This is a genomic window from Bdellovibrio sp. GT3 (genome assembly GCF_037996765.1).
Classification (GTDB): Bacteria; Bdellovibrionota; Bdellovibrionia; order Bdellovibrionales; family Bdellovibrionaceae; genus Bdellovibrio.
The window spans coordinates 162,077-186,704 of the sequence record NZ_JBBNAD010000004.1; the positions used below are offsets into that span (position 1 = coordinate 162,077).

Genomic DNA, 24,628 nt, shown 5'->3' on the forward strand with positions numbered 1-24,628 from the left:
GATGAGCAAGTTAAGTAAGATTTCATTTTTGATGGCGGGTATTTCACTGGTGTGTATGTCAATCACACGCTACATCCTGGGACAATGGGTGCCGTTTTGCTGGCTCGCCCTGGGGATGTCCGTATTGTTCGTGGCAATCGGAATTATCAAGGACCGTGCGTTCTTTAAAGAATTCCTGACCATGAAGACCACCAAAGAAGGCATGAGCATGGGAGTTTTGATCCTGTTGATGCTGGCGGTGCTTTCAGTGGTGAACTACCTGGGGGTTCGCCACTATGCGACCTGGGATTTCTCAACGGCGCAGTCCAATACATTGGCAGAGCAGTCCATCAAGCTTGTGAAAAGCCTGGATTCTGAATTGAAAGTCTACTTCTTCTATAAAAAGGGTGTCGAGGGCAACGAAGAGAACCGTCGTTCCTTCCGGGATCTGATCAAGAAGTACCAGGATATCAACACCAACATTCAATTGAACTTTGTCGAAGTGAACGAGCGCCCGGATCTGGCCAAAGAGTTTGGCGTTGATAAGGGCAGTGGAACTGCGTTTGTCGAATACAAAGGACGCCGCAATCTTCTGCAAAAAATTGACGAACAGGAATTCACAAGTTCACTGGTTAAAGTGACTCGCGAAAAAAACAAGACAATTTATTTTACCATCGGGCATGGTGAGGCTGCGATTGACGATGCCAAAGAGGGATTGGGACTGAATGCTTTGAAGGTTATTTTGGAGCGCAACCGTTACACGGTGAAGCTTTTGCCTTTGATTCAGGATCCTGTGGTCCCGGCGGACGCGGATGTTGTGGTGATTGCCGGTCCGATTCAGAATTTTCTGGCACATGAAATTGAGGCCTTGGAAGCGTACCTAAGAAAAGGTGGCAGTCTGTTTATTGCCCTGGAATCCCAGAACACTGCAAACCTGGATAAGCTGGTTGCGAAAATGGGTATCGAACTGGGTAACAACTATATTTTCAATATCGTTGATACCGTGATGGGCCAGGGGGTTAATCAAGGACCGGTGATGGGGTCGGTGTTTTCACCGATGAATGAAATCACCAAATCTTTTGGTGCGAGCGAAGTGACATTGTTCCGTCATCCTCAGTCATTGAAGGCCAAGGAAATTCCGGGCATGGCTGTTGATGAGCTGGTCAGAACCAATCCCAAGTCCATGGCCTTTACAAGTCTGGCATTGAAAGATGATGGCCCGGTGGGAAGTTTTGCCTTGGTGGATCAAGTGATCGGTCAATGGGATTCGGATCCCAAGAATAAGCAATTCTCGGCGATCATCGCCGGCGATGTGGATTTCATGACCAATCAGATGCTGTATCAAAATCTGAATCGTGACTTGGTTTTGAACTCCATCGCCTCGTTGGCAAAAGAGGAGAATCTGATCAGCATTTCTCCGAAAGAAGCCCAGGCAACACAGCTGGTTTTGACTGAAACTAAATTTGGTATTTTCTTGTTCGCCTTTTTAATCCCGTTGCCATTGGTGCTTTTGGGCGCTGGTGTCACGCTTTACATGAGACGGAGAAACGCATGAAGATCAAAGGTCGCGGCATTTTAGTAATGTGTCTGCTTTTATTTGGTGGATACGCTCTGTATGACTATCTGGCGCAAAAGAAGTCGGACGAACGGAAAGTTGCTGACGCCAAGCTTTTTACCATGAACGTGGACCAGATCGATTTCATTGAACTTAAAAAAGGCGAGAAGGTGATCACCCTTAAGCGTTCGGTTGAAGGGTGGAATTTGGAGCAGCCTCTGAAGGATTTGGGGGATGATTCTGCTGCCGAAGATCTGATTAAGATGACCTCTTCTGAAAAAGTTCAGGATATCGCAGCCGATGGCGGCAATATCGACTGGACAGTCTACGGTCTGGATCAGCCCTATGGATCAGTGACGTTTGCAAACGCTGCCGGCGAAAAGACCACGCTGTTTGTTTCCAGCAAAAGTAATTTTGAAAACTTCCCCTTTGCCCGTCGTGATGACGACAACCGTGTGTTGGTTGTGAACACGAACTGGACGGAGCGTTTGGATAAACCGGTGGTGGAGTTCCGTGACAGACGATTCTTGCGCCATAAAATGGGATCCATCGAGAACTTCCGTTTAAAAAATAAAAACGGAGTTTTGGAGATCGCCAACAAAGACGGAAAATGGGTGGCTGTTGGTTCCGCTAATGTGGAGTTGGATCAGCAAAAGGTTCGCGAGACCTTCCGTAATATCGCCGACGCCAAAGGCGCGGACTATGTTGAGGGCACATTGCCGTCTTTGAAGCCGCTTTTCACCCTGGACCTGAAACTTGGCGATAAAAAATGGCAGGCCCAAGTGGGGCAGGCGGCAACCGGTAAGATCTATGCCTCTGTTTCTGATCCCAAGCTGCAAATGATGATGGAGCCTGGGGCTTTGGACAATTTGATCGAGCTTAAAATAGAAGACTTGAAAGTTGGGGCGACTCCGAAGCAAGATAATAAAGAGCAAAATGGTGCGCAACTCGCCCAAGAGAAAGACAGCAAGTAAGATGCAGAAAATTATCGTTAAATCGCCGACGCGCGTGGATCTGGCTGGGGGCACATTGGATTTGTGGCCCCTTTATCTATTTATCAATGGGGCATCCACGGTGAATGTGGCGATCGATGTGTTCACGAATGTGGAGCTGACTCCGCATACGGATTCCACAATTGTTTTGGAATCAGTGGATTTGAAAGTTCGCAAGGCGTATTCCAATCTGGTGGAGGCACTTTCTGATCCGGATCCGATGATGATCCTGTTGCAAACTCAGTTGCGCTATTGGATGCCAACCAAGGGCTTCACATTGAAGACGTCCTCTGACAGTCCGGTCGGTGGAGGGCTGGGTGGCAGCTCCAGTCTGACAATTGGTTTGATGAAGGCCTTTGCTCAGTTCTGTGAAAAGCCTTTCCGTAACGTTCACCACATGGTTCATTCCGCTCATAATATTGAGGCCGAGATTTTGAATACGCCGACGGGAACTCAGGATTATTATCCTGCGGCTTCGGGTGGCTTGAATATTCTTAGATATGGATACGATGGCATCGAGCAGGAAGTGATGAATGTCACAAACACGCCGCTGTCTGAAAAGTTCATGCTGATTTATACCGGCAAAGCCCATCACTCTGGTTTGAATAATTTCGAAGTGATGAAAGATGCAGTGACCAAGGATCCCGGCACCATTCAGGCGCTTCGTGATCTGAAAGTGATTGCCATCGAAACTGAGCACGCTGTCCGCAGCGGAAACTGGGATGAGTTGGGACCACTTTTCAAACGTGAGTTTGAAGCACGTGTGCGTCTGGCACCTGAATTTTCAAGTCCGGAGATTCGCCGCTTGTCTGAACTCTCTTTGCAGAATGGGGCTGAGGCTGTTAAGATTTGTGGAGCTGGGGGCGGAGGCTGCGTGTTAGTCTGGTGTCCACCTGAAAAGAAAAAAGGAGTCGCAGACGCATGCCAAAAAGCCGGATTCCAAGTCATGGACGCAAAACCGGTAAATCCACTTTAAAAAAGAAAGTGGTGAAAAAGACGACAAAGAAGGTTGCCGCCAAAAACGCGAAAAATCGAAATGTCGTCAAGGGCACTGCCGTATCCAACGTTACACACTCCGGGGAAGTCCACCGTTTCATCGGTATCTCCCTGGGTGGCGGCAAGACCGACAAAGCCTGTGTCGCTGTTATCGAGTATTTCCCCAAGCACCGAAAAGTTTTTCTATCCCGCTTGGTCGAGAAAATCAAAAGCGACGAAGTGCATTCTGCTGATTTCAAAATTCACGAAATTATTGATCAATACCGCGGTGAGATCGAATCCATCGCATTCGATGTGCCATTTCGGTTCCCGGTGTGCTTAAGGGAAAACTGCTGTGGCGGCATCGAGGATTGTCCCAAACCACATATCAAGTGGATGTGGGACTACACCCGCAAACTGCATAAGAAAAAGAAACCACGCAAGCTCTTCACACCCTACACCCAGCGCTGTGTGGAGATGTATTTGTCTTCCGAGTTGGAAGAGCCTTTCATTATGCAACATGCTTTGGGTGCCAACTGTGCACCGTTACTGGCGCGAGCAATGTATTTGCGTCGTCGTTTGAAATTCGATTGTCTTGAGGTTTTCCCCAAGCTTTCCCTATGGCGCATCGGTCGCTCGTTGCATGTGATGAAGAGTCATCTGTTGTTTCATAAGCACGCCATCGGTGGGGATGAAAGCCGTCGTGCAATTCTGCATGCATTGAGCACTCACAATATTGCTTTCGTGTATGATCAGGATGTGAAGTTGATGATTGAAAACAATCACGCCTTCGAAGCATTTATTTGTGCACTAACAGGCTTTTTAAGCTTTAAAGGTCTTACCGAACCACGCCCTGCCAATTTTCCTGAAGAAGAGGACTGGGTCGAGTTTCCTGTGCCATCTATCAAGTGGAGTTCCTTTTAAAATGTCCTAATCTGAAACCATGGCTGGTGATTTTCCTTACCTACATGGTTTTAGTAAAGAAGAACAGGATCGGTTGCGCAAGCAGGCGCGCTTCGGTGAATTTACTGTTTACCAGAACATCAATCTTGGCAACGTGAAAAATCTTTTGGAAGTCGGTTGCGGTGTTGGGGCGCAAAGTGAAATCATTCTGCGCCGATTTCCTGATCTGCATCTGACCGGAATTGATTTAAGCACCAACCAATTAAGTTCCGCCCGGCATCGGCTGGCGGCATTGCCGGGATTTGGCGGACGATTTGAAATGAAACAGATGGATGCGACCAATATGGAGTTTGGTGCCAACTCTTTTGATGGAGCATTTCTATGCTGGATTCTGGAACACGTTCCAGATCCGATTCGCACTCTTTCAGAGGTGCGCCGGGTTTTGCGCCCGGGATCTCCCATTTATATAACAGAAGTTATGAACTCGTCGTTCTTTCTGGATCCCTATTCTCCGAATGTCTGGAAGTACTGGATGGCTTTTAACGAATACCAATTGAAACAAAAGGGTGATCCCTTTGTGGGAGCCAAACTGGGTAACTTCCTGATGCAACTGGGTTATCACGATATTCAAACAGAAGTGAAGACCTGGTTCCTGGATAGTCGCCAACCTCAGGCCCGCAAGGATTGTGTCGAGTACTGGACTGAGCTACTATTAAGTGCAAGTGACCAGTTGGTGAAGGCCCATTGCGTTTCCAAAGAAGTCGTCGAAGGCATGACTCTGGAAATGGCGACTGTGGCGAATGATCCCAATGCGGTCTTTTACTATAGCTTTGTGCAGGCTCACGCGCGCACTTGAAATCAAAGGACGTGAATGTCGGCAGGTGATTGGAAAGAAATGTACGGCGCAGCTGTCGCTGGGAATCTGGAGCTGGTTCGCTATCACATTAAAAATGGTGTGAATCCCAACTATCAGCATCCTGAAATTATGTCGACGGCACTGGTGGCCAGTATTATTGCCAATCACATGGAGATTGCTTTATTCCTGCTGGAAAACGGCGCCGATCCAGCTCTGCTTTCAGAATTTGATAACATGACACCGATGCAGGCCGCAAAGTTGTTCAAACGGTCTGAGATGATTCGCATCCTGTCGAATATGATTTCCCCGCCAACTTTGATGGAGCGAATCCGCTCCATATTCAAAGCTCGTTAAAAATCCTCTTTGGAAAGCCAGCCTTTGCGCCACACCCAGGTCAGAATTCCCAAAGCGATCACAACCATTATTCCCAAGACCACATAGTAGCCATTGTGGTGATCAAGCTCCGGCATGTATTTGAAGTTCATGCCATACAATCCCGCCAGGAAATTCAGCGGCAGGAAGAAGATCGAAACCACCGTCAGAATGCGCATGATCTCGTTGGTTTTGAAAGAGGCTTCATTGGTTTTCTGTGACATCAAGGCCAGATGCAAATTCAGAAGACCGTTGATTTCCTCGACAATGTTGTCGCAGTCAAAAATTAAAATGGAGAGCGGATCGCGCAGATAATCATAGTTGAGCTTTGTGATTTTCTCGTGCTGTTGCAGATTGGTCAGCACGGCGTCAGTGAACTTGAAGATCTTTTTAAATCCAGAAGCGCGGCGCTTGACCAGATAACCTTCACGCAAAATGTGCTTTCTTTTCAGTGCATAAATGCGTTCTTCAATGGTGTCCATCTTGTTGATCAGCTCCTCCTGAGGAGCTTCAAAACTTTCCATCGTTTTTAAAAAAAGACGTCCCAACAGCTGGGCCATGCTCAGTTGTTCGAAATTCACTTTTTCTTTTTTGTCGTCGATGCAGGGCAGGGGTTTGCGGTGCAAAGTCAGCACGAATTTCTTGCCAACATAAACGACCAGCTTGGTTGATAATTCCTGAATGGTCCCCGCAGTGGGTTCTGCCTGACTATCAAAGTGTCGCAAGGTCACCACTGCGATATGATCAAGATACTCCACTCGCGGAAGATGCTCTGGATCCATGCAGGTGACCAAATTCTGAAACGGAATTTCAAACTCCTCCGCCAGATCGACGAAGGTTTCCTTGTTGGGGTCTTCGATATCAATCCACTTAAACTCTTGCCATTGATGTTCAAATCGTTTCATGATTCCAGTATGGCGAAGTTGCAGTCTCTGTGCTTTAAAATTCTAAGCTTCAGCGCGTTGTTGTTCTCTCTGACTGCATGCCAATCTGTTTTTTATCATCCTACTGACATCAAATATTACGATCCTGCACGACTGAATTTATCTTACGAGGACGTGCGTTTTAAAACCGCCTCAGGGAATGAAATTCACGCTTGGTATTTTGCGACTCCGCAAAAACAAAGCAAAGGCACGGTTTTGTTCTTTCATGGGAATGCTCAAAATCTAAGCTCTCACTTCATGATGCTCTACTGGCTGCCGCAAGAGGGCTATAATTACATGATTTTTGATTACCCGGGTTATGGACAGAGCCCTGGCTCGCCCAATCCTAAAAACACGGTGGAGGCGGGGACAGCTGCGGCCGCTTGGTTAAGGGAAAACAAGGATCAAAGGCCTTTGATCATCTATGGTCAAAGCCTTGGGGGCATCATCGCAATGCAAACAGTCATTGAGATCAAGGACCGCCAACCGGTGCGCAATGTGATCATAGATGGGAGCTTTTCCTCATATCGTAAAATGGGGAGAAGGGCTTTATCTCGATCCTGGTTGACTTGGTGGCTTCAGCCCCTAACTTATGTGGTTCTGAGCGACTCCCAATCCCCCGAGCCCATAGAGAGAATCTCCCCGATTCCAATGCTTTTTATTCACGGCGCTAACGATCCTATAATTGAATCTGAGAGCTCAGAAGAGATGTTCGCAGCGGCGCGTGAACCCAAGCAATTCTGGCTGATTCCCGGTGGCCACCATGGGGATCTGTTCGAGATCAATAACAGAGAACTCCGTCAAAAGTTTCTCAATTATTTGCAATAGTAATTTTAGGTTTGATTCTTTTTACCAACCTGACTAGAAACTCCTACAAACTCGCAACCTTGAGATTCAATACAGAGGCCTAAACGATGGCACCGAGTATGCACACATGGGGAAGTGCACGAATCTTTCCGGGGTTGTGAAATCCAAAAGGAGTTCCTATGAAGTGGGGTAAGATAGGTTTAGCAGTGATCACTGCGATTCAATGTCAGGGCGCTTTCGCAGCACCTGCGAGCTTTAATCCGAGCCTGTTTCCAATCGATATCGCAACATCTTCTACGACTTCTGTGGATGAATTGTTTCCAACTCAGCCTCGTATTGGTGGTCAACAAGGTGTCGTTCCACCTCCAATTACAATCAATCCAGTTACTGGCCAACCAGGTTCTGGTCTTCCAAATGTACCAGCTCAACCAACTCAGCCGGGTCAAAACCCAGCTAATCCGGGTCTTGGGGTAGGTCTTCCAGTTATCGTTAAAGATGCAACTGGGGTACCTGAAGCATTCAAATGTAACTTGTTTACTAACTCCGACAGCCAAGGTTACGCAGAAATCCTTTCTGCAGTGAACTCTTTGAACGCAGCAGTGAGCTCTCCTTCCTGCGCGGGCAACCAAGTCAACCAACAAGCTGTGGTTGATAATAATAAAAAAATCTCAGATGCGATCGCCAAGATCCAGCCGTTCTTGAACTCAACTGAAGAAATCCCTAAGGAAAAAGTTCCTGAAATCGTGGCGAACGTGGACATTGCGATTCGTGCAGCAAGCACATTGGCAGCGTCTTTCTCCAGCACGGATTTGATGAACAAATCCTGCCGTGAGCAAATGAACGGTGGTCAAATTGCTTTGGCAATCAATGACATGATCAACGGTTTGACTCCGTACGCTTTGATGGCAGCATCAATGACTGGCGGTACAGCAGCAATCCCATTCATCGTGGGTGGTCAGGTTTTGACCAGCGCTATCGGCAGCATGGAAAAAATCGTGAACGAAAACTCCACGAAGATCCAAGACCCATTGGTTCGCCGTGCAGTTTTGGAAAACACATGCCAATACATCCGTCTTGAGCAAAAATACCGTTTCTTGACTAAAAACCGTGACGAGCAAATCGCTAAAATCTCCAAAGAGATGACTGTTGCACGTAACTACTCCATGAAGCTTTCCGGTGTTTCCAAGAACACCAACTCTTTGATGGTTCGTAAGAACGCTCTTAGCCAGGCTTCTTTGGAATTGAATACGACTTTGACTGCAGCTTCTGCACAATCCGAGTTGGACAAAGTTTTCGTACAAAGCACGACTGCTGATGCAATGATCTGTGAGTTGGGTGTTAACCTTGCTGCTACAGCTCAAGACAGCACTTCTTACGTTTCTCAACTTTTGAGCAGCGTAAACTACTCTTTGACAGCGACTGGCTACAAAGCGACTCCGATCACGAACACATTGAAAAGCTCCGGCGCACTTTATGTTCAAACTTTGCAAAAAGTTGCAGCTCGCGCAAATCCAGCGACTTGTGCAGCAACGACGAAGTACTTGCTTGAGGCTATGGACAAATCCGCAATCGCAGCTCGTGATATCATGAAGCAAGCGCAAAAAGATTTGGATACAGAGCTAAGAAAATCTCCAGAGTACAACCAAATCCAGGCTCGTCTTACGGTTTTGGCTGAAAAACAAGCTCAAGCAGCTCGTATCACAAACTCTTTGGATAACTTGAGAAAATACGCGAACTCTTTCAGCCAGTCTGAAATCGACGCTGAAATGGCTCGTTTGAGAAGAGGTCTGTTCGAGACTCGTACTTTGGGTATCAACTCTCCGGTAATGGCTTGGTTTGACTACACGTCTGGCTTGCACAGAGCGTCTGTTTCCAAGTTCAAAGCTGGTTTGGCTTCTTTGCAAGAGCGTGCATTCCGCATGACTGAAGCAGGGCAGTTCATCCAAACTTATCAAGGTCCAAAATTGAATCCAAAAATCATGGCTCGTGACCGTGCAGCGGCTAACAACCTTGAGACATTGGTTCCATCCTTGTTGGTTAAAAACACTCAACTTTACGCTGACACTTGCCGTGAAACGCAAGACGTATGGAACCGTTGGGTTTCTGCAGTAGACCACTTGGCAGCCATCGAATCTTTCTGCCAAATGATCAACAACTACGTATACGACAACCGTTCTGAAGATCAGGACATGGTTCAAATGTGCCGTGGTATGCAAGCCGCTCGTGGCGTTGGTGCTTACCAATCCACTTTGGGTCGCATGAAATCAGACTTGGTGAACCAGTACACAAACAACTGGGCAATTTTGATCAAGAAAAGAATCGATGCTCTTGGCTGCGAAGCTGTGACAGCGTTCTAATCTGAACTGAAATCAAAAATTCAAAAGACCGATCCCCCAAAGGATCGGTCTTTTTTTTTGTCTGAAATTCCGCGAATTTGGTCCCCTGTATAACTTTTGGACAGGGGAGATTGTCTATATTCCAGTAGGGCGTCTTTTGGTGGAGCATGGTTCGTGCACCTACAAGTTCAGCTATGGGAAGATTACTGTCATCTCTACTTATTTTAGGTTTAATAGTTTCAGGGTGTGCCCCTCGCGGCAACAATATGCCTTCCTTGGTTCAGGATACGGCAAAAGCCCCTGAGACTCCGCAAGTTCGTCAGGCCGGCGCTTATGAAGTAATCGAAGGCTCTACACAGCTTCAAGGGATGGAAGTTAAGTTTGATAAGACCAATGCAAGAGTGACTTTGCAGGGACAAATGCAGTTGAAAACCCTGGATTCCCATCAAACGATTCCTCTCAACGTTGAATTGCAAGGTACGGCCGACGACAATGGCTTCGCGATCCTTAAGCCCGTAGGCTCTGTGGGTGTGGCAGATCTGCAATTGGCAGCCAAGGCCACGTGTTTGGGAGTGGGCAGTGATTGCTCCAGTAATTTCATTGATATCTATATCGCTTACGAAGACCGAATTTATCACCACCAGGTTGAATCCATAGAAGACACATTGGAAATGCCAGAGGCTCCTCAGGAACCGGCACAACCGACTGTGGGCGAGCAAGGTGATTCCCATGGGGATGATAACTTTGCCGATGAAGACGGCGAAGAGGGCGAAGAAGACGGCCACGACGAGATGGTGCCACCTGAAGGTATGGGTCAGTACGTGGGTGACGTTGAAAATGATATCGAAAAAGTCCTGGATGTAAAACCTAAGGCGAAGGAAGAAACTCCTAAGAAGGAAGAACCGAAGAAATCGGAAGAGCCTAAAAAGGAATCCCCTAAGCAGGAGCCACCTAAAAAAGAGGAACCAAAAAAAGTGCCTCCTAAAAAGGAAACTCCAAAGAAGGATCCTCCAAAAAAAGAGGAGCCTAAGAAATCAGAACCGAAAAAGTCTGAACCAAAAAAAGATGACAAACAGGACGATAAAAAGTCCGAAGTCGCAGAACTTCCAAAAGCTTCCACACCGCCGCAATTCAATTTGTTGGCGAAGATGGATCAGGCAGTGGGTCCTGTAAGTGCGGGCCATTTGGAAAATGCGACAGATATTTTGAGTTACCAAAAAGCATATCCAGAGACGAACTTGAATATTCTGCGTCCTACGCGCATGACTCACTTCGGTACTGTCGAACTGGCTTACCTGGTTGCGAGAATGGGCAAGTACACTCGTGCCATCGCGCCAAGCCACAGTCTGCGTCTGGGAGATCTATCCAAAAAGAATGGTGGTACGCTGGGCAGTCATAAATCCCACAAGACGGGATTGGATGCTGACATTGCTTACTATTTCAAAGCGGATAAAAACATGGCGGGCTTCTCTTCTGCATTGAAAGGTGGAAAACCCATCGGTGAATGGATGGTTTCACAACAATGGAAATTGTTTAAGTACGCGGTGAGCTCCAAGTTCGTGGACCGCATCTTTATCCATCCAACATTGAAAAAGTCCATGTGTACTCACGCCCGCAGCCAAGGTGATTTTGACACTGAGGCGGGTAAAGAGGTCCTGCGTCGTCTGGTCTCTGAGGTAAATCACTATAATCACTTCCACTTGCGCATCAAGTGTTCAAAAAGTCAGGTGCGCTGTCGCCAAATGGCAGATCCGGCTCCAGGTACAGGCTGCTAGGACTTGCCAACGAGTGCCATTATTGATGAAATATCAGGATGGCAGACTGGCGTGAATTAAGCGAAATGAATGGCGATGTGGTGTTTTTTCGATATGTCTCTGAGGGCATGGAGAAATCTCACGACGAAGTCTTTTTGTGGGATTTGGATAAAACCTATCTTGATACAACCATCGATTCACTTTCAGGTTTGCTGACGACAGTTCTGGAACGCGCCCTGAACAAAAAAAACGTTCCAGGGACAAATACACTTTTGCAGACGCTGTCAGAGTACCGCAAGGCCCAGAAGGGCTATATGTACTTTCCGATTTATTTCATCACAGCATCACCGCCGCAGATGGAAGAAAGAATCTCTGAAAAATTCGCACTGGATAACATCAGACCGTTTGGTTGTTTTTATAAAGACAATCTTGCGAATCTTCGTCCCGGCAGATTTTGGCGGCTGACCAAGCAAGTGGGTTTCAAGCTGCAGGCCCTTATGCAACTGCGCACACGTCTGGCGGAAAATGTTCGTCAGATTTGCTGGGGGGATGACAGTGAAACCGACGCGATTATTTATAATCTGTATTCAGATATTTGTTCGCGCCGTCTGGGGCCTCATGATATCCGCACGACACTTGAAAAGTTGAACGTCACGGGTGAGCAGGTCGACACGATCCTGGAGCTACAGGCGCAGATTCCTGAAAATGATCCGGTGGAAAAGATCTACATCAATCTTGCGACTGACACCGATCCCGATTACTACCTGAAATTTGGTCGCCGAACTTTGGCGACCTATAACACCTTTCAAGTCGCCATCGACATGTTCCAGGATGGACGCCTAAGTCTTGAAGGTGTTTATGCGGTTATTCAGGATATGATCTATAACTACAGCTATACTCCTGAAGAGTTGATGAAAAGCTTTGACGAGTTCATCCGTCGTGGAGTGATCGGGCAGGCGGCCTACGAAGCCGCACGCGCCTTCTTTATCGAAAAAGGTTTGTTGTATCCGTCTTATCAACCCACAGTGGCTCCCTTAAAAGAGAAAACCGTGGTCGAAGGCCGCGTCTATGAGATGGAAGGTCTGCATGAACCGTGGATTCCTGATCGCATCGATTATCTGCACGACTATCGCTAGGATTTGAATATGGATAGCAGAACTGAAATGAAAGAAGATGAAAATCTAAGATCCATACCTGTCGATCCTGTCGGATTGCGAAAGTATGTCATCGAACTATTGGATTCTCTTTCCTCAGTAAAAAGTCATGGCAAACGTGCGAGCATCCTGGGTGAGGCCGGCGTTCATCTAAGATGCCTGGGGGATCTGAAGGAAGCAGAGCAGGTTTTGCGCGAGGCGCTTCGCATTGTGGGTGAAGAACAGTTGGGGGCTCGTCGGGAGTTTCAGAATAAAATCCGCTTGGGCCATGTCTTGCAATATCAGGGGAAGTTCAAAGTCAGCAATGCACTGTTTGAAGAAGTTGTCGCAGCCTGCCGGGTGAACGAAGAGCTATCAAGCCTGTTGCCGTTCGCCCTTCAGCACGCCGGTAAAAACCTGTTTGACCAAAATAGATTCAGCGAAGCCCTGCCATTTTTCGCCGAAGCGATGGAGCTTAGACTGAAAAGCGATGCTCCCCAGGATCAGATCAAATCATCCGCGAGAGCAATTGAAAGAACCAAGGCACTTCTGCAGAATTAAACTGCACCTTAGCTGAAGCGCTCCAAAGCGATCAGGCTTGAGAGGTGGATTTTTGCGAGGAGAGGTCGTTTACGTCAGGAATCTCTAAGCCTTTTTCTGTAAATACCGATGTATTTATTATGAAGAAGTATCCTGTAATCCAACCTGCCGCGATTCTCAATATGATACAGAAAGAGACTAAAGCTGAATACTGGCGCCATCGCAACGAGGCGGAAGGAATACTCAGTGAAATTGTCGACAGCGGAAGTGCATTGGGACCTCTTTTGTTCGTTAAAGCCCCTTCATTTACGACAGTCCTTCTAAGAGGGGATATTAGTTATTCGCGATTTCGACCTGGAGATCGAGTTGATCTTCGTATTCAAAATAGTAAGAGTGATGCTTCGGCGCTATTGTCGGAAAATGGCATAGTTAAAAAAATCATTTATCCTTCTCCTGGGCGAATTGAGGTTCTAGTTGAATGCAAGCCATTTGAATTGGATGGTGTTAGGGAAGTTTTCTTATTCCAAAGTTCATCTGAAGTATTTGGTAAAATTTTAAGAAAAAGAATTGCTGAAAAAGTGAGTTCAGAGCCAGCGATTCTTGGCAATGGTCGATATGACCTTAATGACTCTGGTGCCAAATTCCGAGACCTTTTCGAGCAATTGAATCCTCCCCAAAAAGAAGCACTGAGATATTTAATGGAAAACAATTTATCAGGAGCTATACAGGGGCCTCCAGGGACGGGCAAAACCCATCTATTAAAAACCGTCGTTGAACTTGCAGTAAACTCTGGCATGAAAGTCTGTTTGGCGTCTTTTACCAATGCTGCTGTGGATAACTTGCTGTCGAGAATTGTTGGAAGCGGTGTGAAGTTTAATTGGTGGCGAGTGGGTGATATAACAAAAGTTCGTTGGGACTTATATAGTGAAAATGTGAGGGAGAACGACTTCATATCAACCATTTTTAATGAAGAGATCAACGAAGCTCAGTTAGTCGGTTCTACTTTGCACAAGCTTGCCTTCAATAAATCAGTTCCTAAATTTGACCTGTTGATTGTAGATGAAGCTGGTCAAGTTCCAATTTACTTCTGGCCTTATATTGAACGAATAGCCAATCGAGTAGTTTTAGTTGGTGACCAGCATCAGCTTTCTCCAGTTTTGGTTGCGGAACACAATGATCTTCCCTGTGATGATGTATTCTCGTTTATCGTTGGCAGTGATTCACCAATGCTGGAAATCCAGTATAGAATGCGCAGTGAAATCCAAGCGTGGTCTTCAGAAAAATTTTATCGAGGGAAACTTACTCCGAGTTCATCAAATGCCGACCGTGATTTCTTTCAGGGCAATCCTGCATTGTATACCGATGGGTTTGTCGTGCCTAAGAGATTTGATGGTGATGGGCGCGGGAATTCCTCAATAAAGGAAGCTAACTATATCTCTGATAAGGTTGAAAGACTGATTAAGAATGGTGTGGACCTCAGTAAAGTTGGAGTTATTTGCCCGTATAGGGCGCAAGCGGGGCTCGTTAACTCAACCCTGCAAACCAGGTTTGGGGTTGAGCTGGCCTCTCAGGTGTTGATCGATACTGTGGAGAGGTTTCAAGGGCAGGAGCGAGAAGCGATATTCTTGTCGTTTGGAAGCACTAGTCGAAATCCAACTGATTTAAAGTTCTTGGCAAATGCAAAACGACTGAATGTTTCAGTCACGCGCGCAAAATCCAGATTTTATTGCCTTTACGACACTCAGCTTTGGGAGAACTCGCATAATCGTGTTTCAGCCGATTTAAACGAGTTCTTACGCTGGGTAAATTTTGGGAAAACCACGATTCGTAGAGCTGCGTAGTTGCCCGACGGGCCCAGTAGGACCCGCCCTTTAAGGATAAATCGAGACTTCAAGTTTTTCGATGAACTTCCAGAATTTTTTTGTATCGTATTTTTCGCCAAATACAAATCTGTTCAGGGATCGGGCTTTGACGGAGTCGGTGGTTTAATGCGTCATCAGCGCAGTTAAAAAGCGAATTCAAAACTGGCTAGGCTACGGAGAGAAGGTCAGCTCGTCCCAAATAATAATTGGTGACTCTTGAGAGCCACCGTACTTCGCTGGCAACGCAACCTTTTGAAGGCTATGTCGCTTGAGGCAAATATTGGGATCTATTGAAACTCAGGGAATGCTGTTACTTCTTTCCTTTTAACATTTGAAACATTCCATGAAGCAATGGCAATTGGAGAGGTTGTAGCAACTGGATTTCTGGTTGCGCTAATATTTGTTATCCATTTTCTTCCGAGGGAATCTTCATAATATAGTTCAATAGAAACTTTAGATGTACCGTTTGTAGGTAGATCAATGTGGTATATGTTGCTAGACTTCGCTAAAACTGTGCCATTGGCGGAGTATTTAGAGTCATTAAAGAAATAACCTTTTAAGTAAATGTTCACTGTTCCGACATTTTGAAGTGCGACTATTGGCACGGTTGCAAAGGGCGCTTGGGAGTCCAGAACTTTCTCTTTTTGTCCAGGGGTTGCTACGATTTCAACTACATCCTGCAGGTTTTTAAGGTCTTCATTTATACTGTTTTGCACAATTCCGATATAAATCGCAGCTATCAGGGCGAACGCTGCAATTATAGTTTGGGGGTCAGTCCATTTATTGCTAGGCATATTTCTCATTTCTTTGACGAATCAAATCGATGACATTGTCGTAACCGAGTTTCATTTTTTTTGCAAAAGAATCAAGTAATAGAGTGCATGCGCCTTAGGTAGTTAGGCTTGGTATTGTTTATGTTACTATTTATTTGTGTTCATTGGAGATGATGCAGTTCGTTTTGGGTAAGGGCTGATTTTCTTTGCAAAGAGTTTGAGGATTTCATGCTGATTGCTTCCTAAAATAAATACATAACGGTGTTTTTTGTGAATTGGAATTGCTTTTACCGACAAACCTTTTTCCGTGAGAGTTGTGATATTTCTTGTCCCGTATATCCTGTAAACTTTTCGAGGATGGAACAGTATTCCGTTGATGTCGAGATACTTTGCACCTCCAGGATCAGTTAATCCCAAGTAGACAGCGCCGCACGCTTGATAAATTGTTCCGACTTCTCCAGCTTGGGGGTCTGCATAGCAAAATACCAAACTACTATTGTAAATGCGTTGGATTTCCTTCAAGGATCTTCTGATTAAGTAGCTTGGACCCCATGTGGGACAATTAGGTGCGCTGGCGCCTCGATGTAATTGGAATGCTTTCGCTATTTTTTTTGTGCCTTTCGAGTTTAAATTAATCGTTCGTCCTAGGTGACTTCCAAAAACCACAACTGCGATTAGTTTTGTTTCGTGCCGCAGGCCAAAACAAATATTTCCCCAGCCCATATTTCCAAGCCATTCATACTCCAATATGAAATCCTTTGCTTCTTGATATGAAATCGGCTCGACGCACACGTTACTCGATAGTATGGGATTTGATTGAAAATTCTGATGTTGGGATTTTTCTTTTTTAATTAGGTATTGCCAGCATTCCATATCAACTAATTTTCTCGCGGAACTTGTATGCAGCAGACACAAGAAAGGTTGCTTGAAGTGTAGTAATGCAATGTTCGATGATATTCGAACTTGTTGTACCAATCATTATTGCCTTTAGAAACACAATTGTGAGAGTCATTGCCAAAATTGAGCAATAGACTTCCAAGTAGTCCATTTTGTAAAAAATTGAAATTGTTGGAGTTTTGAAACAGTTACTTTTGCTACTTATTACTATGCTGCCAAGCGGGTGATCTTTTATAGAGCTGAAATTTAGTGGAATAACTGTGCGGTTGCATTTGCTGGAGATGACGATTTCTTTCATGTGATGGGAACCTGCTTGTGTTGGGATATCCACCGAGAAAGTTGGGCAATTGCTATTTCCAGTATATGATGGAAACAAACAAACAATGTTAATATAGTAGTCGATATTTGCCTTTGGCTGATATATCGAGTGACAATTTGAGTTTTTAGGAGACAGCCGTTTTTCATCGAAGTGGCAGTTGTCTTCCGAGTCACTGGCGAAGATTTCTAGGTGCAAGAAACAACAGGTCCCTAGCCCTTTATTTTTAATTATGTCTGATAAGTGTGAAAGGTGGTTGCTCCAATCGGTACTCCGAACTGAGATTTCTTTGTAATTAGCCGTGCATTGGAAAGCTAAATGTTCGAGTGAAGTTTTGGATAGCTCTGCATGAGAGATAAAATTTCCAAGCTGAACGTTAAAAAAATGAAAGTCCCCGAAATTGTTTATATCCAGCACCTTTCCAGTGCGAATTGGGATAAACGTTTCATCTAACTCTATCCCATAAATAACGTCATTTTGATTCTTGTTTGTGAGATCAATTTCGGCGGAGATGAATTTTGTCTCGTAGCGGTACTCATTGCAGTGGCCAATTGGAGCAGCAATTGTATTAAGTAAATTCTTTAAGTGTAGTTCGTGTTTAAGTTTGGATTTGAGAATTAACATGCAAAGATAGTATCAATAAATAAAACTTTATTGATACTAGACGAAAGGTCAGAATAGACGATTCAATTATTCAAATTTAAGAGGGAAAACCGTCGAGATCGGATTGCCGGAGAAGCTTTTGAAGTCCACACGGCGAATGGCCTCGGTCAGGCATTTTTTAAATGAAACATCGCTGATTGTGGAGTTGGTCACAGAAGGGTTGCTGACCTTACCGCTGCGTTCGATGGTGAAGCCAACAGAGGCCTGGCCCACGACGCCTGGAGTTTTTTGCAACAGCTGTGTATAGCACTTAAAGAAGGAATTACGGTGTGTGCGTAGAGTTTCCTGGATGAATTCAGAAGTCAGGCCCTCGCCCGCGGATTTAGCTCCGGCAAAACCTTCCGTGGAAGGTGCCATGTCGGGCAGGTTTCCGCTGGCCGCTTGTTTGCGATAGTTTGCTTCGTAGTCATTCGCCGTCCAGCGAACACCATCGCGTGAAATCATCACGGACCCATCGCGGCCCGCGGTTTCCATTTGCACATCACCGCGCTTGATCAGAATCACCTGGCGTCCGTACTCTTCATCCAGAGTGATCAGGGAATTTTCCTGAATGCGAATGCGATAGGCGGAATCAAACGTCATAGTGGCATCGCCATCAGGACCTGTTTCCACGGAGTCCAATGGATACAAGGAGGCCGTGCGTGTCAGGTTTTCTTTTTGAGTCATGTTTTTGCGAAGTACGAAGACGGTCCCCATGTTGAGATCAACACGTGCCAAGGGGCGAACTGAGACTTTTTGTTTTTCAGTGAAATTGGAGACAAGGAGAGAGAGTGCGACACTCAATACACCAAGACCGATAAGAGATGGAATCAACAAGCTGTTCTTCTTCGCCATAGAGAAACTATAGCGAAGAAGTTAAAAGATGACAGCTTATTTTGCAGGAGTTGCAGTAGCTGCTGGGCTTGCTGCAGGTGTAGCTGCTGCTTCAACTGGCATCGCCGTAGTTGCTGCTGCCGCTGCATCAGTTGGAGCCGGAGTTGCTGCTGGAGCAACTGGAGCCGTCACAGGCAAAGAATCAACAACAGATTTAGAATGAGTAGAAGAAGTAAATACAGACAAAGCCAGGCAAGTTACTGCGAAAATAACTGCAGCCCAAACTGTCATTTTACCAGCCAATGATTGAGCGCCCGTAGCACCCAACAAGCTGTTTGAACCTGAGCTTCCGCCCATGCCCAATGCGCCGTTGCTTTTTGAATCTTGGATCAAAACTAGAACGATCAAAACAAGTGCAACGATGATATGGATAATTCCAACAAAAGTAGTCATTTCAAGTATCTCCCAAAGTCCCACAATATAGGGATAAAGCAGACCCTTCGTCCACCCAAAACACGGTTTCCCGGGGTTATAACGCATAATGTCGTGAGCGGTTGTGTTTAATCCCGGCTCGTTCGTACACTGAAAGTCATGAAAAAACTCATTCTGCCCCTGCTTCTCGTGATGTCCTGTTTGGTTGCCTGCACCTCGGATGAAAAGTCTCTAAAAAAGGCGGCGGAGGCGGCAGCTGCTGCTCAATTCAAGAGCACCATCGAAGAAGAGGCCAAAGGTTATCTGACCCAGTCGGATTCCTTCCTGAATGCGTATGTGAGCTTTATGGTGAAATTCGCGGAATTTTCTGCTGAAGACATCAAACTGAATGGCGGAGTTATGGGCAGCACCACGGTCTACATCACGTCTTATCCACCAGATGTCCGAAAGGGTATGTTAAAGGTTGCCGCGACCGTGTCGCCGGCGGCAGTGAATCGATTCAATTTCGCCAACGCTTACCAGTTGATCGCCAAGGAAACCGGCCGGCCCGGTGAACCCATGAAATATCTCTTTGTGGTTTATAATTTAAGAAAAGACACCCACGGGGATTGGGTGGTTCAAAAATAGACTGATTGCTGCCCCTTGTTGAGAGTCCTTTAGTTGACCGGGCTCCACGAATATCTGACAAAACAAGGCATGTCTTTTTTGGTATTTGAAGGCCTTGATGGCTCCGGCAAAAGCTCACTGATGAAGGCTCTGGAAGCAGAGCTGCAAAAACGTGGAATTCCCACATACATGACTCGTGAACCGGGTGGCACTCCATTGGGGGATGAAATCCGTCACATGATTTTGCGTAAAGAAGGCCCGGCGCCGACCGCACGCACTGAGTTGCTTTTGTACGAAGCCAGCCGCTCCCAACACGTGGATCAAGTGATCCGTCCACAACTTGAAAAAGGCAGTTGGGTTTTGTGTGATCGCTTTGCAGCAAGTTCCGTTGCTTTTCAAAGCGGTGGCCGCGAGATTTCTGAAAATGAAGTTGTGATGTTGAATAACTTTGCAACCGGTGGGCTGAAGGCACACCTGACAATTCTGCTGGATCTTCCGGTCGAGGAGTCCCGCAAACGTCGTCAAGGTCGTGGCGAGCAAAATGGAGAAAGCGAAGACCGCATCGAATCTGAAGCGGATACTTTCCATGAAAAAGTAAGACAAAGTTTTTTGGCGCAAGCGAAAGCGGATGCTGCCGCTTGGTTGGTTCTGGATGCCAAAGAAACTCCGGCTGTGTTGTTTGAGCAATTGATCAAAGCACTGACCGACAAAAAGATTTTGAAATAAGGAAGCAAACAAGTGGCAAGGCTGCTGGATTTTATCCTGGGACACCAGGAGACGATAAAAAAAATGACGGATTCCTTCGAAGCAGGGAAGCCCGGGCAGACTTTTTTATTTGTGGGTCCGGCGGGAGTCGGTAAAAAAATGACGGCCATTGGTTTGGCGCAGGCCTTGATGTGCCCGCAAAGCGCCCGTGGTTGTGGTCGTTGTCCTTCATGTTTCCGTGTGGCGCAAAAAGATCATGCGCATGAAAACCTGCGCATCATTGCTCCATCCGGGGCGAATATCAAAATTGAACAAGCCAAAGAAGTTCTGGAATTTTTAAGTCTGAAAAGCCTGGGCGGAAACCGCGTGATCATCATCGATCAGGCTCAGTTGCTAAACCCTCAGGCCGCAAATTCACTGCTTAAAACGTTGGAAGAACCACCAGATGGAACTTTCTTCTTTCTTATTGCTCCAAGTGTCGCGGGCATTATGCCAACGATTCGTTCGCGTTCCCGCATTGTGCAGTTTAAGCCTTTGTCGATGGAAGAACTGGGTAAGCGCGTGAAGGCACCAACCTGGGCGCTGAAATCGGCGGGTGGCAGTTTTGAAAAACTGGCGCAGCTGCAGGATGGTCCGGAACTGGAGCTTCGTGAGAAGTCCGTGGAAATTTTGAATGTCTTTTTGAAAGACAAAGATTTCCTGTTGAACGAGATGTGGCGCGCGGAATTCAAAGACCGTCAACAGGGGCAAAGACTGCTGTCCTATTGGGTGAGCTACTTCCGTGATGCCATCGTTTATCAGGAAGGTGCCAAATCCCAGATTGCGAATCTGGATCAGGCCCCTTTAATTAAGACCTTGGCCGAAGAGTCCCGCGAAAAACTGCTCGTATTGATTCAAAAAGCCCTGCAGTCGGAACAAGCTTTGGGAGCCAACAGGGATTCGCAATTGGTGATGGAAGAATACTTCATTACCAGCCAGGATATAGTGTAGAATAAGACCATGACTGAATGGATTGATGTTCACTGCCATCTGAATATGCTCGAAGAGGGCGTCGAAGCCGCAATACAAAATGCGAAGGCTGCGGGCGTTCGCAAAATCATCACGATCGGCACAGAGCTGAATGATCTGCCTTTGGTTTTGGATCTGGCTCATAAATACGCGCCGGACGTGTATTGCACTTTGGGGATTCATCCCCATGACGGCAAAACTTATACCGATGAAGTTGGTAAATTCATTTTGGAAAATGCACAGGATCCGGCCGTGGTCGCGATCGGTGAAATCGGTCTGGATTATTACTACGATCAATCACCTCGCGATGAACAGCAACACGCGTTCCGTGAACAATTGAAAATCGCAAAGCAGACAGGGTTGCCAGTCGAGATCCACACTCGCGACGCGGAAGAGGACACAATCGCTATCTTGAAGGAATTCAAAGGCGAAGTGACAGGAATCATTCACTGCTTCACGGGGACATCCTGGTTGGCAAAAGAAGCGCTGGATTTGGGTTTCAATATCTCTATCAGTGGTGTGGTGACTTTTAAAAACGCAGATGATTTGCGCAACACAGTTCGTGGCTTGCCTTTGGATCGCATCCACGTTGAAACAGATGCGCCATTCCTGGCGCCGATTCCGATGCGTGGGAAAAAGAATACTGCGGCTTACGTCGTTCACACCGCCAAATTCGTGGCTGATTTAAAAGGTGTGACCGTCGAACAATTGGCTGAACAGACAAAAGCCAATGCCTTGAAAATGTTCCCCAAAATTTCCTGGTAGTTTGATTACAATGCATTTAGCAATACATCTTATGTGCTGAGTTCCCGTGGGAATTGGACAATGGTCTTGTTCTTAAGCCGAGTTTCTCTCCGATAAATTGTTAAGAAATTTTATTTAACATCCCATAGGAGCAGAGGCTTGAGATCGTTCGGCGTCGTCTTGTTATTAACACTTTTTTCGATCGTGTCGATCGTACCGGGCCTTTCCAGAGCTTCTGGTCCGGGGGGATTTCGCACGACAAAAATGGGTTTGTTCCAAACGGTGTTTTCAGGCGACGAGGGAAAGTCTTTGGCGAAAGGCTCTCCTGCCGTAGGGGTTGAGTTTCTTCGCGATGCTGGTGGCGATATACTTCGGGGCTATATCAGAGGCCGATTTGGTAGTTCGTCAGGACAGCAGAATTTTTTGGATGGAACTGACGAGGTTTTATCTCCGTATACATTTTATTTCGGCCAAGGGGAGTTGGGTGGAATGTTCTTTCCCGTTCCGCGCAGGGATTCCGGAACAAATCTTTATTTGAGCTGCGGAGGATATGTCAGTTACAACCAGCTCAGTCTGAGTACTTCAGCCACGGTCAGCTCATTGAAGACTCATCAAACAGCGCCCGGCTATGGGTACAGTGCTGCTGTAGGAGTTGAAATGCTTTTTGGAATGAGTAAGAAACTTTTGAATTTTGAAATGAGCTATCGCCAGGAATCCGCACAACTAGCCGGTCAGACACGATTTGATCTTACCGGTCTGACGTTTTGTTTAAGTTACGGGTGGTAGGAACGAAAAAAGCCCCTTCGCAGGGGCTTTATTTATTTTGGCCATGGATTGTTGAATCTCCAGTCCTGAGCGAAAGTGAAATTGGGAACCCAGTAAACTTTGACGGTGTAGTTCATACCGCGGAACTGTTTGCTGCGAATCTCAATAATCGCTCTGGTGCCGCCGACGGTGCGCTCATCAATACTCCAGTTGCCGTTAGTGCCGTCGTGCCAGTTGCTGATCACTTCGTAACCAACAATCGTTGCGTAGTTGGTGTTGAAGACCACATCGTGTTCAGTCACACCGAAACCGCTGTTTTCCTTAACTTCGTATGTTTCCTCGAATACATCAGCGTATGGGAATGATTTCGTACCGAACATCCAGTTATTCAGGGATTTCGATGATTTTTGCAAAGTGTAGGGTTTTGGTTCTGGCATATTTAGTAAAGAACCGTAGGCATTCTTCAAATCCTGAATGCGGTATACATGACATTTTAATCCGAACATATTTTGTTCAGCGCCACGCAGGGAAATATCCTGCTCATGATCAATGGTCACGTCCTGTTGCCACTGAAGAATATTGATGTGAAGTGTGGGTGTTGCGCCACCATCGTCAGTGATTGATACAGTTCCCCAGTCGCGGGAACGATCATCCCGGAACTTTATCACTGAATTGCTTTCGATAAAATTGTATGAGTTGCCTGTAATTTGTAAGGCGATGTCGTCGCTGTTGGGCAGGTAATAGGTGAACTGACATTGTAGTTGCGGTTTCATCGCAGCTTGCGCTTCGGAATTTAGCAAAAGGCTTGAAGCTAGTAGCAGGGAAGCGAGTATTAGATTTTTCATGGGAACTCCTATTTGGTGTTTCTTGCAGGCATCAGCGCCTCACACAAATAGGTATCGTCTTTTTATTCCAAATGCTCCATCAGCACCTTTAAGGCATCAAAATTTGATACCCAGGCGCCATCAGGGGATCATTGCCGCCCCAAAGCCAGTCTTTCTTCGCGCTTAAACCAAGCGTAATTTGGTGCGACCTTGGCCGCCTGCGAGTGCTCCATGCAGGAGTGCTGACCGTTTTCCAGCATTCGACCGAAGTTTGCAGAGGTGACGCCAACGATTTTGGTGACGCCTTTATTGGTGTAAAACTGCGGTCCACCAGAATCACCTTGGCAAATGTGCGCGGTGGAGCTGGCTTTCAACAAATACAAATCATCCAGCTTGTCGTAGTTGCTATGCACCTGAACGATTCCTCGATGCAGGACTCCGACAGAGTCGCGCAGATTTTCACCTGGCTTGCCGGTGTAGTCGCGGGATCTGCCGTAACCATAGACGTACAGGGTTTTGCCGCCGTAGTTGGCATTGATGTCTGAATCCATCACCGCCGGCACAAAGCCTGAAGGTGCAGTGCCTTCAAAGACCGCCATGGCAAAGTCATAGTTGTAAAGGTTGTTGGAGTTGTACAGAGGATGCTTTTTGAAAACTACTCCACGACGGATCAGTGCAGGGCTTCTGGTTCCGAATTGATTCGCGAACACAACCTGAAAACCAACGAAGTTTTTAACGTGTTTCGTGTCAAAGCAGTGAGCGGCGGTAAGTATTGAGCGAGGCCCCACCAGGGCTGCTGAACAGGCGGTGCGAACTGTCCCCTGGGGAGTTAGTAGTTCGATAAACACCAAGCTTTTTGATGCCGGGGTGTTACGAGAAATAACGGGCGTTCCATTGATGACAGCGGAATCCTGGGCGGCCGTAACCGAAGATGTGTGGCCACCTTGGCAAGCAGCCACGGTCGTAAGTGATAACGCAACGAGAAGCAGTCTGTATTTCATAGCGCGTATTTATCGAACTCAGAAAACTTGGCAACTAAATTCGAAAATAGACCAGATTGCATTGAAGATCCTTGCGCAGTTTTACTTAAGGGTT

At 46.4% G+C, this 24,628-nt stretch carries 25 protein-coding genes; 17 read left to right on the plus strand and 8 right to left on the minus strand.

The annotated features are described in order from the left end of the window. Position 1 precedes the first annotated feature (1 nt). From AAAA73_RS02410 to AAAA73_RS02435, 6 genes are read left to right on the plus strand one after another with little or no spacing between them, the layout of a single operon-like run. Entirely contained in the window at positions 2–1,534 is a 1,533-nt protein-coding gene (locus AAAA73_RS02410; RefSeq protein WP_340596559.1) for a GldG family protein, read from the plus strand. Further along, positions 1,531–2,508, plus strand: a complete 978-nt coding sequence (locus tag AAAA73_RS02415; RefSeq protein WP_340596560.1) for a DUF4340 domain-containing protein — start codon at positions 1,531–1,533, stop codon at positions 2,506–2,508. Before AAAA73_RS02410 ends, AAAA73_RS02415 begins: the two co-directional genes overlap by 4 nt. Position 2,509: 1 nt before the next feature. Continuing rightward, positions 2,510–3,502, plus strand: coding sequence for a GHMP family kinase ATP-binding protein (locus AAAA73_RS02420; RefSeq protein ID WP_340596561.1), 993 nt, complete (start codon positions 2,510–2,512; stop codon positions 3,500–3,502). After that, on the plus strand, positions 3,448–4,425 hold the full coding sequence (locus AAAA73_RS02425; protein WP_340596562.1) for a DUF429 domain-containing protein: 978 nt from the start codon (positions 3,448–3,450) through the stop codon (positions 4,423–4,425). Before AAAA73_RS02420 ends, AAAA73_RS02425 begins: the two co-directional genes overlap by 55 nt. 19 nt (positions 4,426–4,444) lie before the next feature. After that, on the plus strand, positions 4,445–5,260 hold the full coding sequence (locus AAAA73_RS02430) for a class I SAM-dependent methyltransferase (protein WP_340596563.1): 816 nt from the start codon (positions 4,445–4,447) through the stop codon (positions 5,258–5,260). A gap of 15 nt (positions 5,261–5,275) precedes the next feature. Beyond that, on the plus strand, positions 5,276–5,614 hold the full coding sequence (locus AAAA73_RS02435) for an ankyrin repeat domain-containing protein (RefSeq protein ID WP_340596564.1): 339 nt from the start codon (positions 5,276–5,278) through the stop codon (positions 5,612–5,614). Here the strand turns inward: AAAA73_RS02435 and AAAA73_RS02440 are convergent. After that, on the minus strand, positions 5,611–6,537 hold the full coding sequence (locus AAAA73_RS02440; RefSeq protein ID WP_340596565.1) for a CorA family divalent cation transporter: 927 nt from the start codon (positions 6,535–6,537) through the stop codon (positions 5,611–5,613). The genes AAAA73_RS02435 and AAAA73_RS02440 overlap by 4 nt on opposite strands. Before the next feature lie 9 nt (positions 6,538–6,546). On the opposite strand from AAAA73_RS02440, the gene AAAA73_RS02445 reads away from it, so the two are divergent. The 6 genes from AAAA73_RS02445 to AAAA73_RS02470 all read left to right on the plus strand — a co-directional run bounded on the left by AAAA73_RS02445 (position 6,547) and on the right by AAAA73_RS02470 (position 14,966). Next, positions 6,547–7,383: an alpha/beta hydrolase gene (locus AAAA73_RS02445; RefSeq protein WP_340596566.1), complete on the plus strand. Its 837-nt coding sequence runs from the start codon at positions 6,547–6,549 to the stop codon at positions 7,381–7,383. A 158-nt stretch (positions 7,384–7,541) separates the two neighbouring features. Further along, a complete protein-coding gene (locus AAAA73_RS02450) occupies positions 7,542–9,719 on the plus strand; it encodes a hypothetical protein (RefSeq protein ID WP_340596567.1) in 2,178 nt (725 codons plus the stop codon). 173 nt (positions 9,720–9,892) lie between these two features. Beyond that, on the plus strand, positions 9,893–11,473 hold the full coding sequence (locus AAAA73_RS02455; RefSeq protein WP_340596568.1) for a penicillin-insensitive murein endopeptidase: 1,581 nt from the start codon (positions 9,893–9,895) through the stop codon (positions 11,471–11,473). 38 nt (positions 11,474–11,511) lie between these two features. Beyond that, complete coding sequence (locus AAAA73_RS02460) at positions 11,512–12,588, plus strand: phosphatase domain-containing protein (RefSeq protein WP_340596569.1); 1,077 nt, start codon at positions 11,512–11,514, stop codon at positions 12,586–12,588. A gap of 9 nt (positions 12,589–12,597) precedes the next feature. Then, positions 12,598–13,146 (plus strand): tetratricopeptide repeat protein, encoded by a 549-nt coding sequence (locus AAAA73_RS02465; RefSeq protein WP_340596570.1) that lies wholly within the window; start codon positions 12,598–12,600, stop codon positions 13,144–13,146. A gap of 119 nt (positions 13,147–13,265) precedes the next feature. Then, positions 13,266–14,966: a DEAD/DEAH box helicase gene (locus AAAA73_RS02470; protein WP_340596571.1), complete on the plus strand. Its 1,701-nt coding sequence runs from the start codon at positions 13,266–13,268 to the stop codon at positions 14,964–14,966. 308 nt (positions 14,967–15,274) lie between these two features. On the opposite strand, the gene AAAA73_RS02475 is transcribed toward AAAA73_RS02470, so the two are convergent. The 5 genes from AAAA73_RS02475 to secG all read right to left on the minus strand — a co-directional run bounded on the left by AAAA73_RS02475 (position 15,275) and on the right by secG (position 18,902). Continuing rightward, positions 15,275–15,781 carry a hypothetical protein gene (locus tag AAAA73_RS02475; RefSeq protein ID WP_340596572.1) on the minus strand — a complete coding sequence of 169 codons (507 nt, stop codon included), beginning with the start codon at positions 15,779–15,781 and terminating at the stop codon, positions 15,275–15,277. Positions 15,782–15,907: 126 nt separating this feature from the next. Beyond that, complete coding sequence (locus AAAA73_RS02480) at positions 15,908–16,633, minus strand: Mom family adenine methylcarbamoylation protein (protein WP_340596573.1); 726 nt, start codon at positions 16,631–16,633, stop codon at positions 15,908–15,910. Position 16,634: 1 nt separating this feature from the next. Continuing rightward, positions 16,635–17,597: a hypothetical protein gene (locus AAAA73_RS02485; RefSeq protein WP_340596574.1), complete on the minus strand. Its 963-nt coding sequence runs from the start codon at positions 17,595–17,597 to the stop codon at positions 16,635–16,637. Between the two features lie 66 nt (positions 17,598–17,663). Then, positions 17,664–18,470 carry an AgmX/PglI C-terminal domain-containing protein gene (locus tag AAAA73_RS02490; protein WP_340596575.1) on the minus strand — a complete coding sequence of 269 codons (807 nt, stop codon included), beginning with the start codon at positions 18,468–18,470 and terminating at the stop codon, positions 17,664–17,666. Positions 18,471–18,506: 36 nt separating this feature from the next. Then, positions 18,507–18,902, minus strand: coding sequence for a preprotein translocase subunit SecG (gene secG / locus AAAA73_RS02495; protein ID WP_340596576.1), 396 nt, complete (start codon positions 18,900–18,902; stop codon positions 18,507–18,509). A gap of 138 nt (positions 18,903–19,040) precedes the next feature. Between secG and AAAA73_RS02500 the strand changes: the two genes are divergently transcribed. The 5 genes from AAAA73_RS02500 to AAAA73_RS02520 all read left to right on the plus strand — a co-directional run bounded on the left by AAAA73_RS02500 (position 19,041) and on the right by AAAA73_RS02520 (position 22,730). Continuing rightward, positions 19,041–19,508 carry a hypothetical protein gene (locus tag AAAA73_RS02500; protein WP_340596577.1) on the plus strand — a complete coding sequence of 156 codons (468 nt, stop codon included), beginning with the start codon at positions 19,041–19,043 and terminating at the stop codon, positions 19,506–19,508. 69 nt (positions 19,509–19,577) lie between these two features. Next, entirely contained in the window at positions 19,578–20,213 is a 636-nt protein-coding gene (tmk, locus tag AAAA73_RS02505; RefSeq protein WP_340596578.1) for a dTMP kinase, read from the plus strand. A 12-nt stretch (positions 20,214–20,225) separates the two neighbouring features. Then, the gene (locus tag AAAA73_RS02510) at positions 20,226–21,182 is read left to right on the plus strand and encodes a DNA polymerase III subunit (RefSeq protein WP_340596579.1); all 957 of its coding nucleotides are present in this window, start codon (positions 20,226–20,228) and stop codon (positions 21,180–21,182) included. A gap of 9 nt (positions 21,183–21,191) precedes the next feature. Then, positions 21,192–21,965 (plus strand): TatD family hydrolase, encoded by a 774-nt coding sequence (locus AAAA73_RS02515; RefSeq protein WP_340596580.1) that lies wholly within the window; start codon positions 21,192–21,194, stop codon positions 21,963–21,965. 138 nt (positions 21,966–22,103) lie between these two features. After that, positions 22,104–22,730: a hypothetical protein gene (locus AAAA73_RS02520; protein ID WP_340596581.1), complete on the plus strand. Its 627-nt coding sequence runs from the start codon at positions 22,104–22,106 to the stop codon at positions 22,728–22,730. 32 nt (positions 22,731–22,762) lie between these two features. Here the strand turns inward: AAAA73_RS02520 and AAAA73_RS02525 are convergent, their stop codons facing one another. After that, on the minus strand, positions 22,763–23,554 hold the full coding sequence (locus tag AAAA73_RS02525; protein WP_340596582.1) for a hypothetical protein: 792 nt from the start codon (positions 23,552–23,554) through the stop codon (positions 22,763–22,765). A 128-nt stretch (positions 23,555–23,682) separates the two neighbouring features. After that, entirely contained in the window at positions 23,683–24,534 is an 852-nt protein-coding gene (locus tag AAAA73_RS02530; RefSeq protein WP_340596583.1) for a S1 family peptidase, read from the minus strand. Positions 24,535–24,628 lie beyond the last annotated feature (94 nt).

Excerpts from the sequence above, each read along its gene's own strand:
- AAAA73_RS02410 (WP_340596559.1), top strand. The coding sequence starts at position 2 with ATGAGCAAGTTAAGTAAGATTTCATTTTTGATGGCGGGTATTTCACTG.
- AAAA73_RS02415 (WP_340596560.1), top strand. The coding sequence starts at position 1,531 with ATGAAGATCAAAGGTCGCGGCATTTTAGTAATGTGTCTGCTTTTATTT.
- AAAA73_RS02420 (WP_340596561.1), top strand. The coding sequence starts at position 2,510 with ATGCAGAAAATTATCGTTAAATCGCCGACGCGCGTGGATCTGGCTGGG.
- AAAA73_RS02425 (WP_340596562.1), top strand. The coding sequence starts at position 3,448 with ATGCCAAAAAGCCGGATTCCAAGTCATGGACGCAAAACCGGTAAATCC.
- AAAA73_RS02430 (WP_340596563.1), top strand. The coding sequence starts at position 4,445 with ATGGCTGGTGATTTTCCTTACCTACATGGTTTTAGTAAAGAAGAACAG.
- AAAA73_RS02435 (WP_340596564.1), top strand. The coding sequence starts at position 5,276 with ATGTCGGCAGGTGATTGGAAAGAAATGTACGGCGCAGCTGTCGCTGGG.
- AAAA73_RS02440 (WP_340596565.1), bottom strand. The coding sequence starts at position 6,537 with ATGAAACGATTTGAACATCAATGGCAAGAGTTTAAGTGGATTGATATC.
- AAAA73_RS02445 (WP_340596566.1), top strand. The coding sequence starts at position 6,547 with ATGGCGAAGTTGCAGTCTCTGTGCTTTAAAATTCTAAGCTTCAGCGCG.
- AAAA73_RS02450 (WP_340596567.1), top strand. The coding sequence starts at position 7,542 with ATGAAGTGGGGTAAGATAGGTTTAGCAGTGATCACTGCGATTCAATGT.
- AAAA73_RS02455 (WP_340596568.1), top strand. The coding sequence starts at position 9,893 with ATGGGAAGATTACTGTCATCTCTACTTATTTTAGGTTTAATAGTTTCA.
- AAAA73_RS02460 (WP_340596569.1), top strand. The coding sequence starts at position 11,512 with ATGGCAGACTGGCGTGAATTAAGCGAAATGAATGGCGATGTGGTGTTT.
- AAAA73_RS02465 (WP_340596570.1), top strand. The coding sequence starts at position 12,598 with ATGGATAGCAGAACTGAAATGAAAGAAGATGAAAATCTAAGATCCATA.
- AAAA73_RS02470 (WP_340596571.1), top strand. The coding sequence starts at position 13,266 with ATGAAGAAGTATCCTGTAATCCAACCTGCCGCGATTCTCAATATGATA.
- AAAA73_RS02475 (WP_340596572.1), bottom strand. The coding sequence starts at position 15,781 with ATGCCTAGCAATAAATGGACTGACCCCCAAACTATAATTGCAGCGTTC.
- AAAA73_RS02480 (WP_340596573.1), bottom strand. The coding sequence starts at position 16,633 with ATGGAATGCTGGCAATACCTAATTAAAAAAGAAAAATCCCAACATCAG.
- AAAA73_RS02485 (WP_340596574.1), bottom strand. The coding sequence starts at position 17,597 with ATGTTAATTCTCAAATCCAAACTTAAACACGAACTACACTTAAAGAAT.
- AAAA73_RS02490 (WP_340596575.1), bottom strand. The coding sequence starts at position 18,470 with ATGGCGAAGAAGAACAGCTTGTTGATTCCATCTCTTATCGGTCTTGGT.
- secG (WP_340596576.1), bottom strand. The coding sequence starts at position 18,902 with ATGACTACTTTTGTTGGAATTATCCATATCATCGTTGCACTTGTTTTG.
- AAAA73_RS02500 (WP_340596577.1), top strand. The coding sequence starts at position 19,041 with ATGAAAAAACTCATTCTGCCCCTGCTTCTCGTGATGTCCTGTTTGGTT.
- tmk (WP_340596578.1), top strand. The coding sequence starts at position 19,578 with ATGTCTTTTTTGGTATTTGAAGGCCTTGATGGCTCCGGCAAAAGCTCA.
- AAAA73_RS02515 (WP_340596580.1), top strand. The coding sequence starts at position 21,192 with ATGACTGAATGGATTGATGTTCACTGCCATCTGAATATGCTCGAAGAG.
- AAAA73_RS02525 (WP_340596582.1), bottom strand. The coding sequence starts at position 23,554 with ATGAAAAATCTAATACTCGCTTCCCTGCTACTAGCTTCAAGCCTTTTG.
- AAAA73_RS02530 (WP_340596583.1), bottom strand. The coding sequence starts at position 24,534 with ATGAAATACAGACTGCTTCTCGTTGCGTTATCACTTACGACCGTGGCT.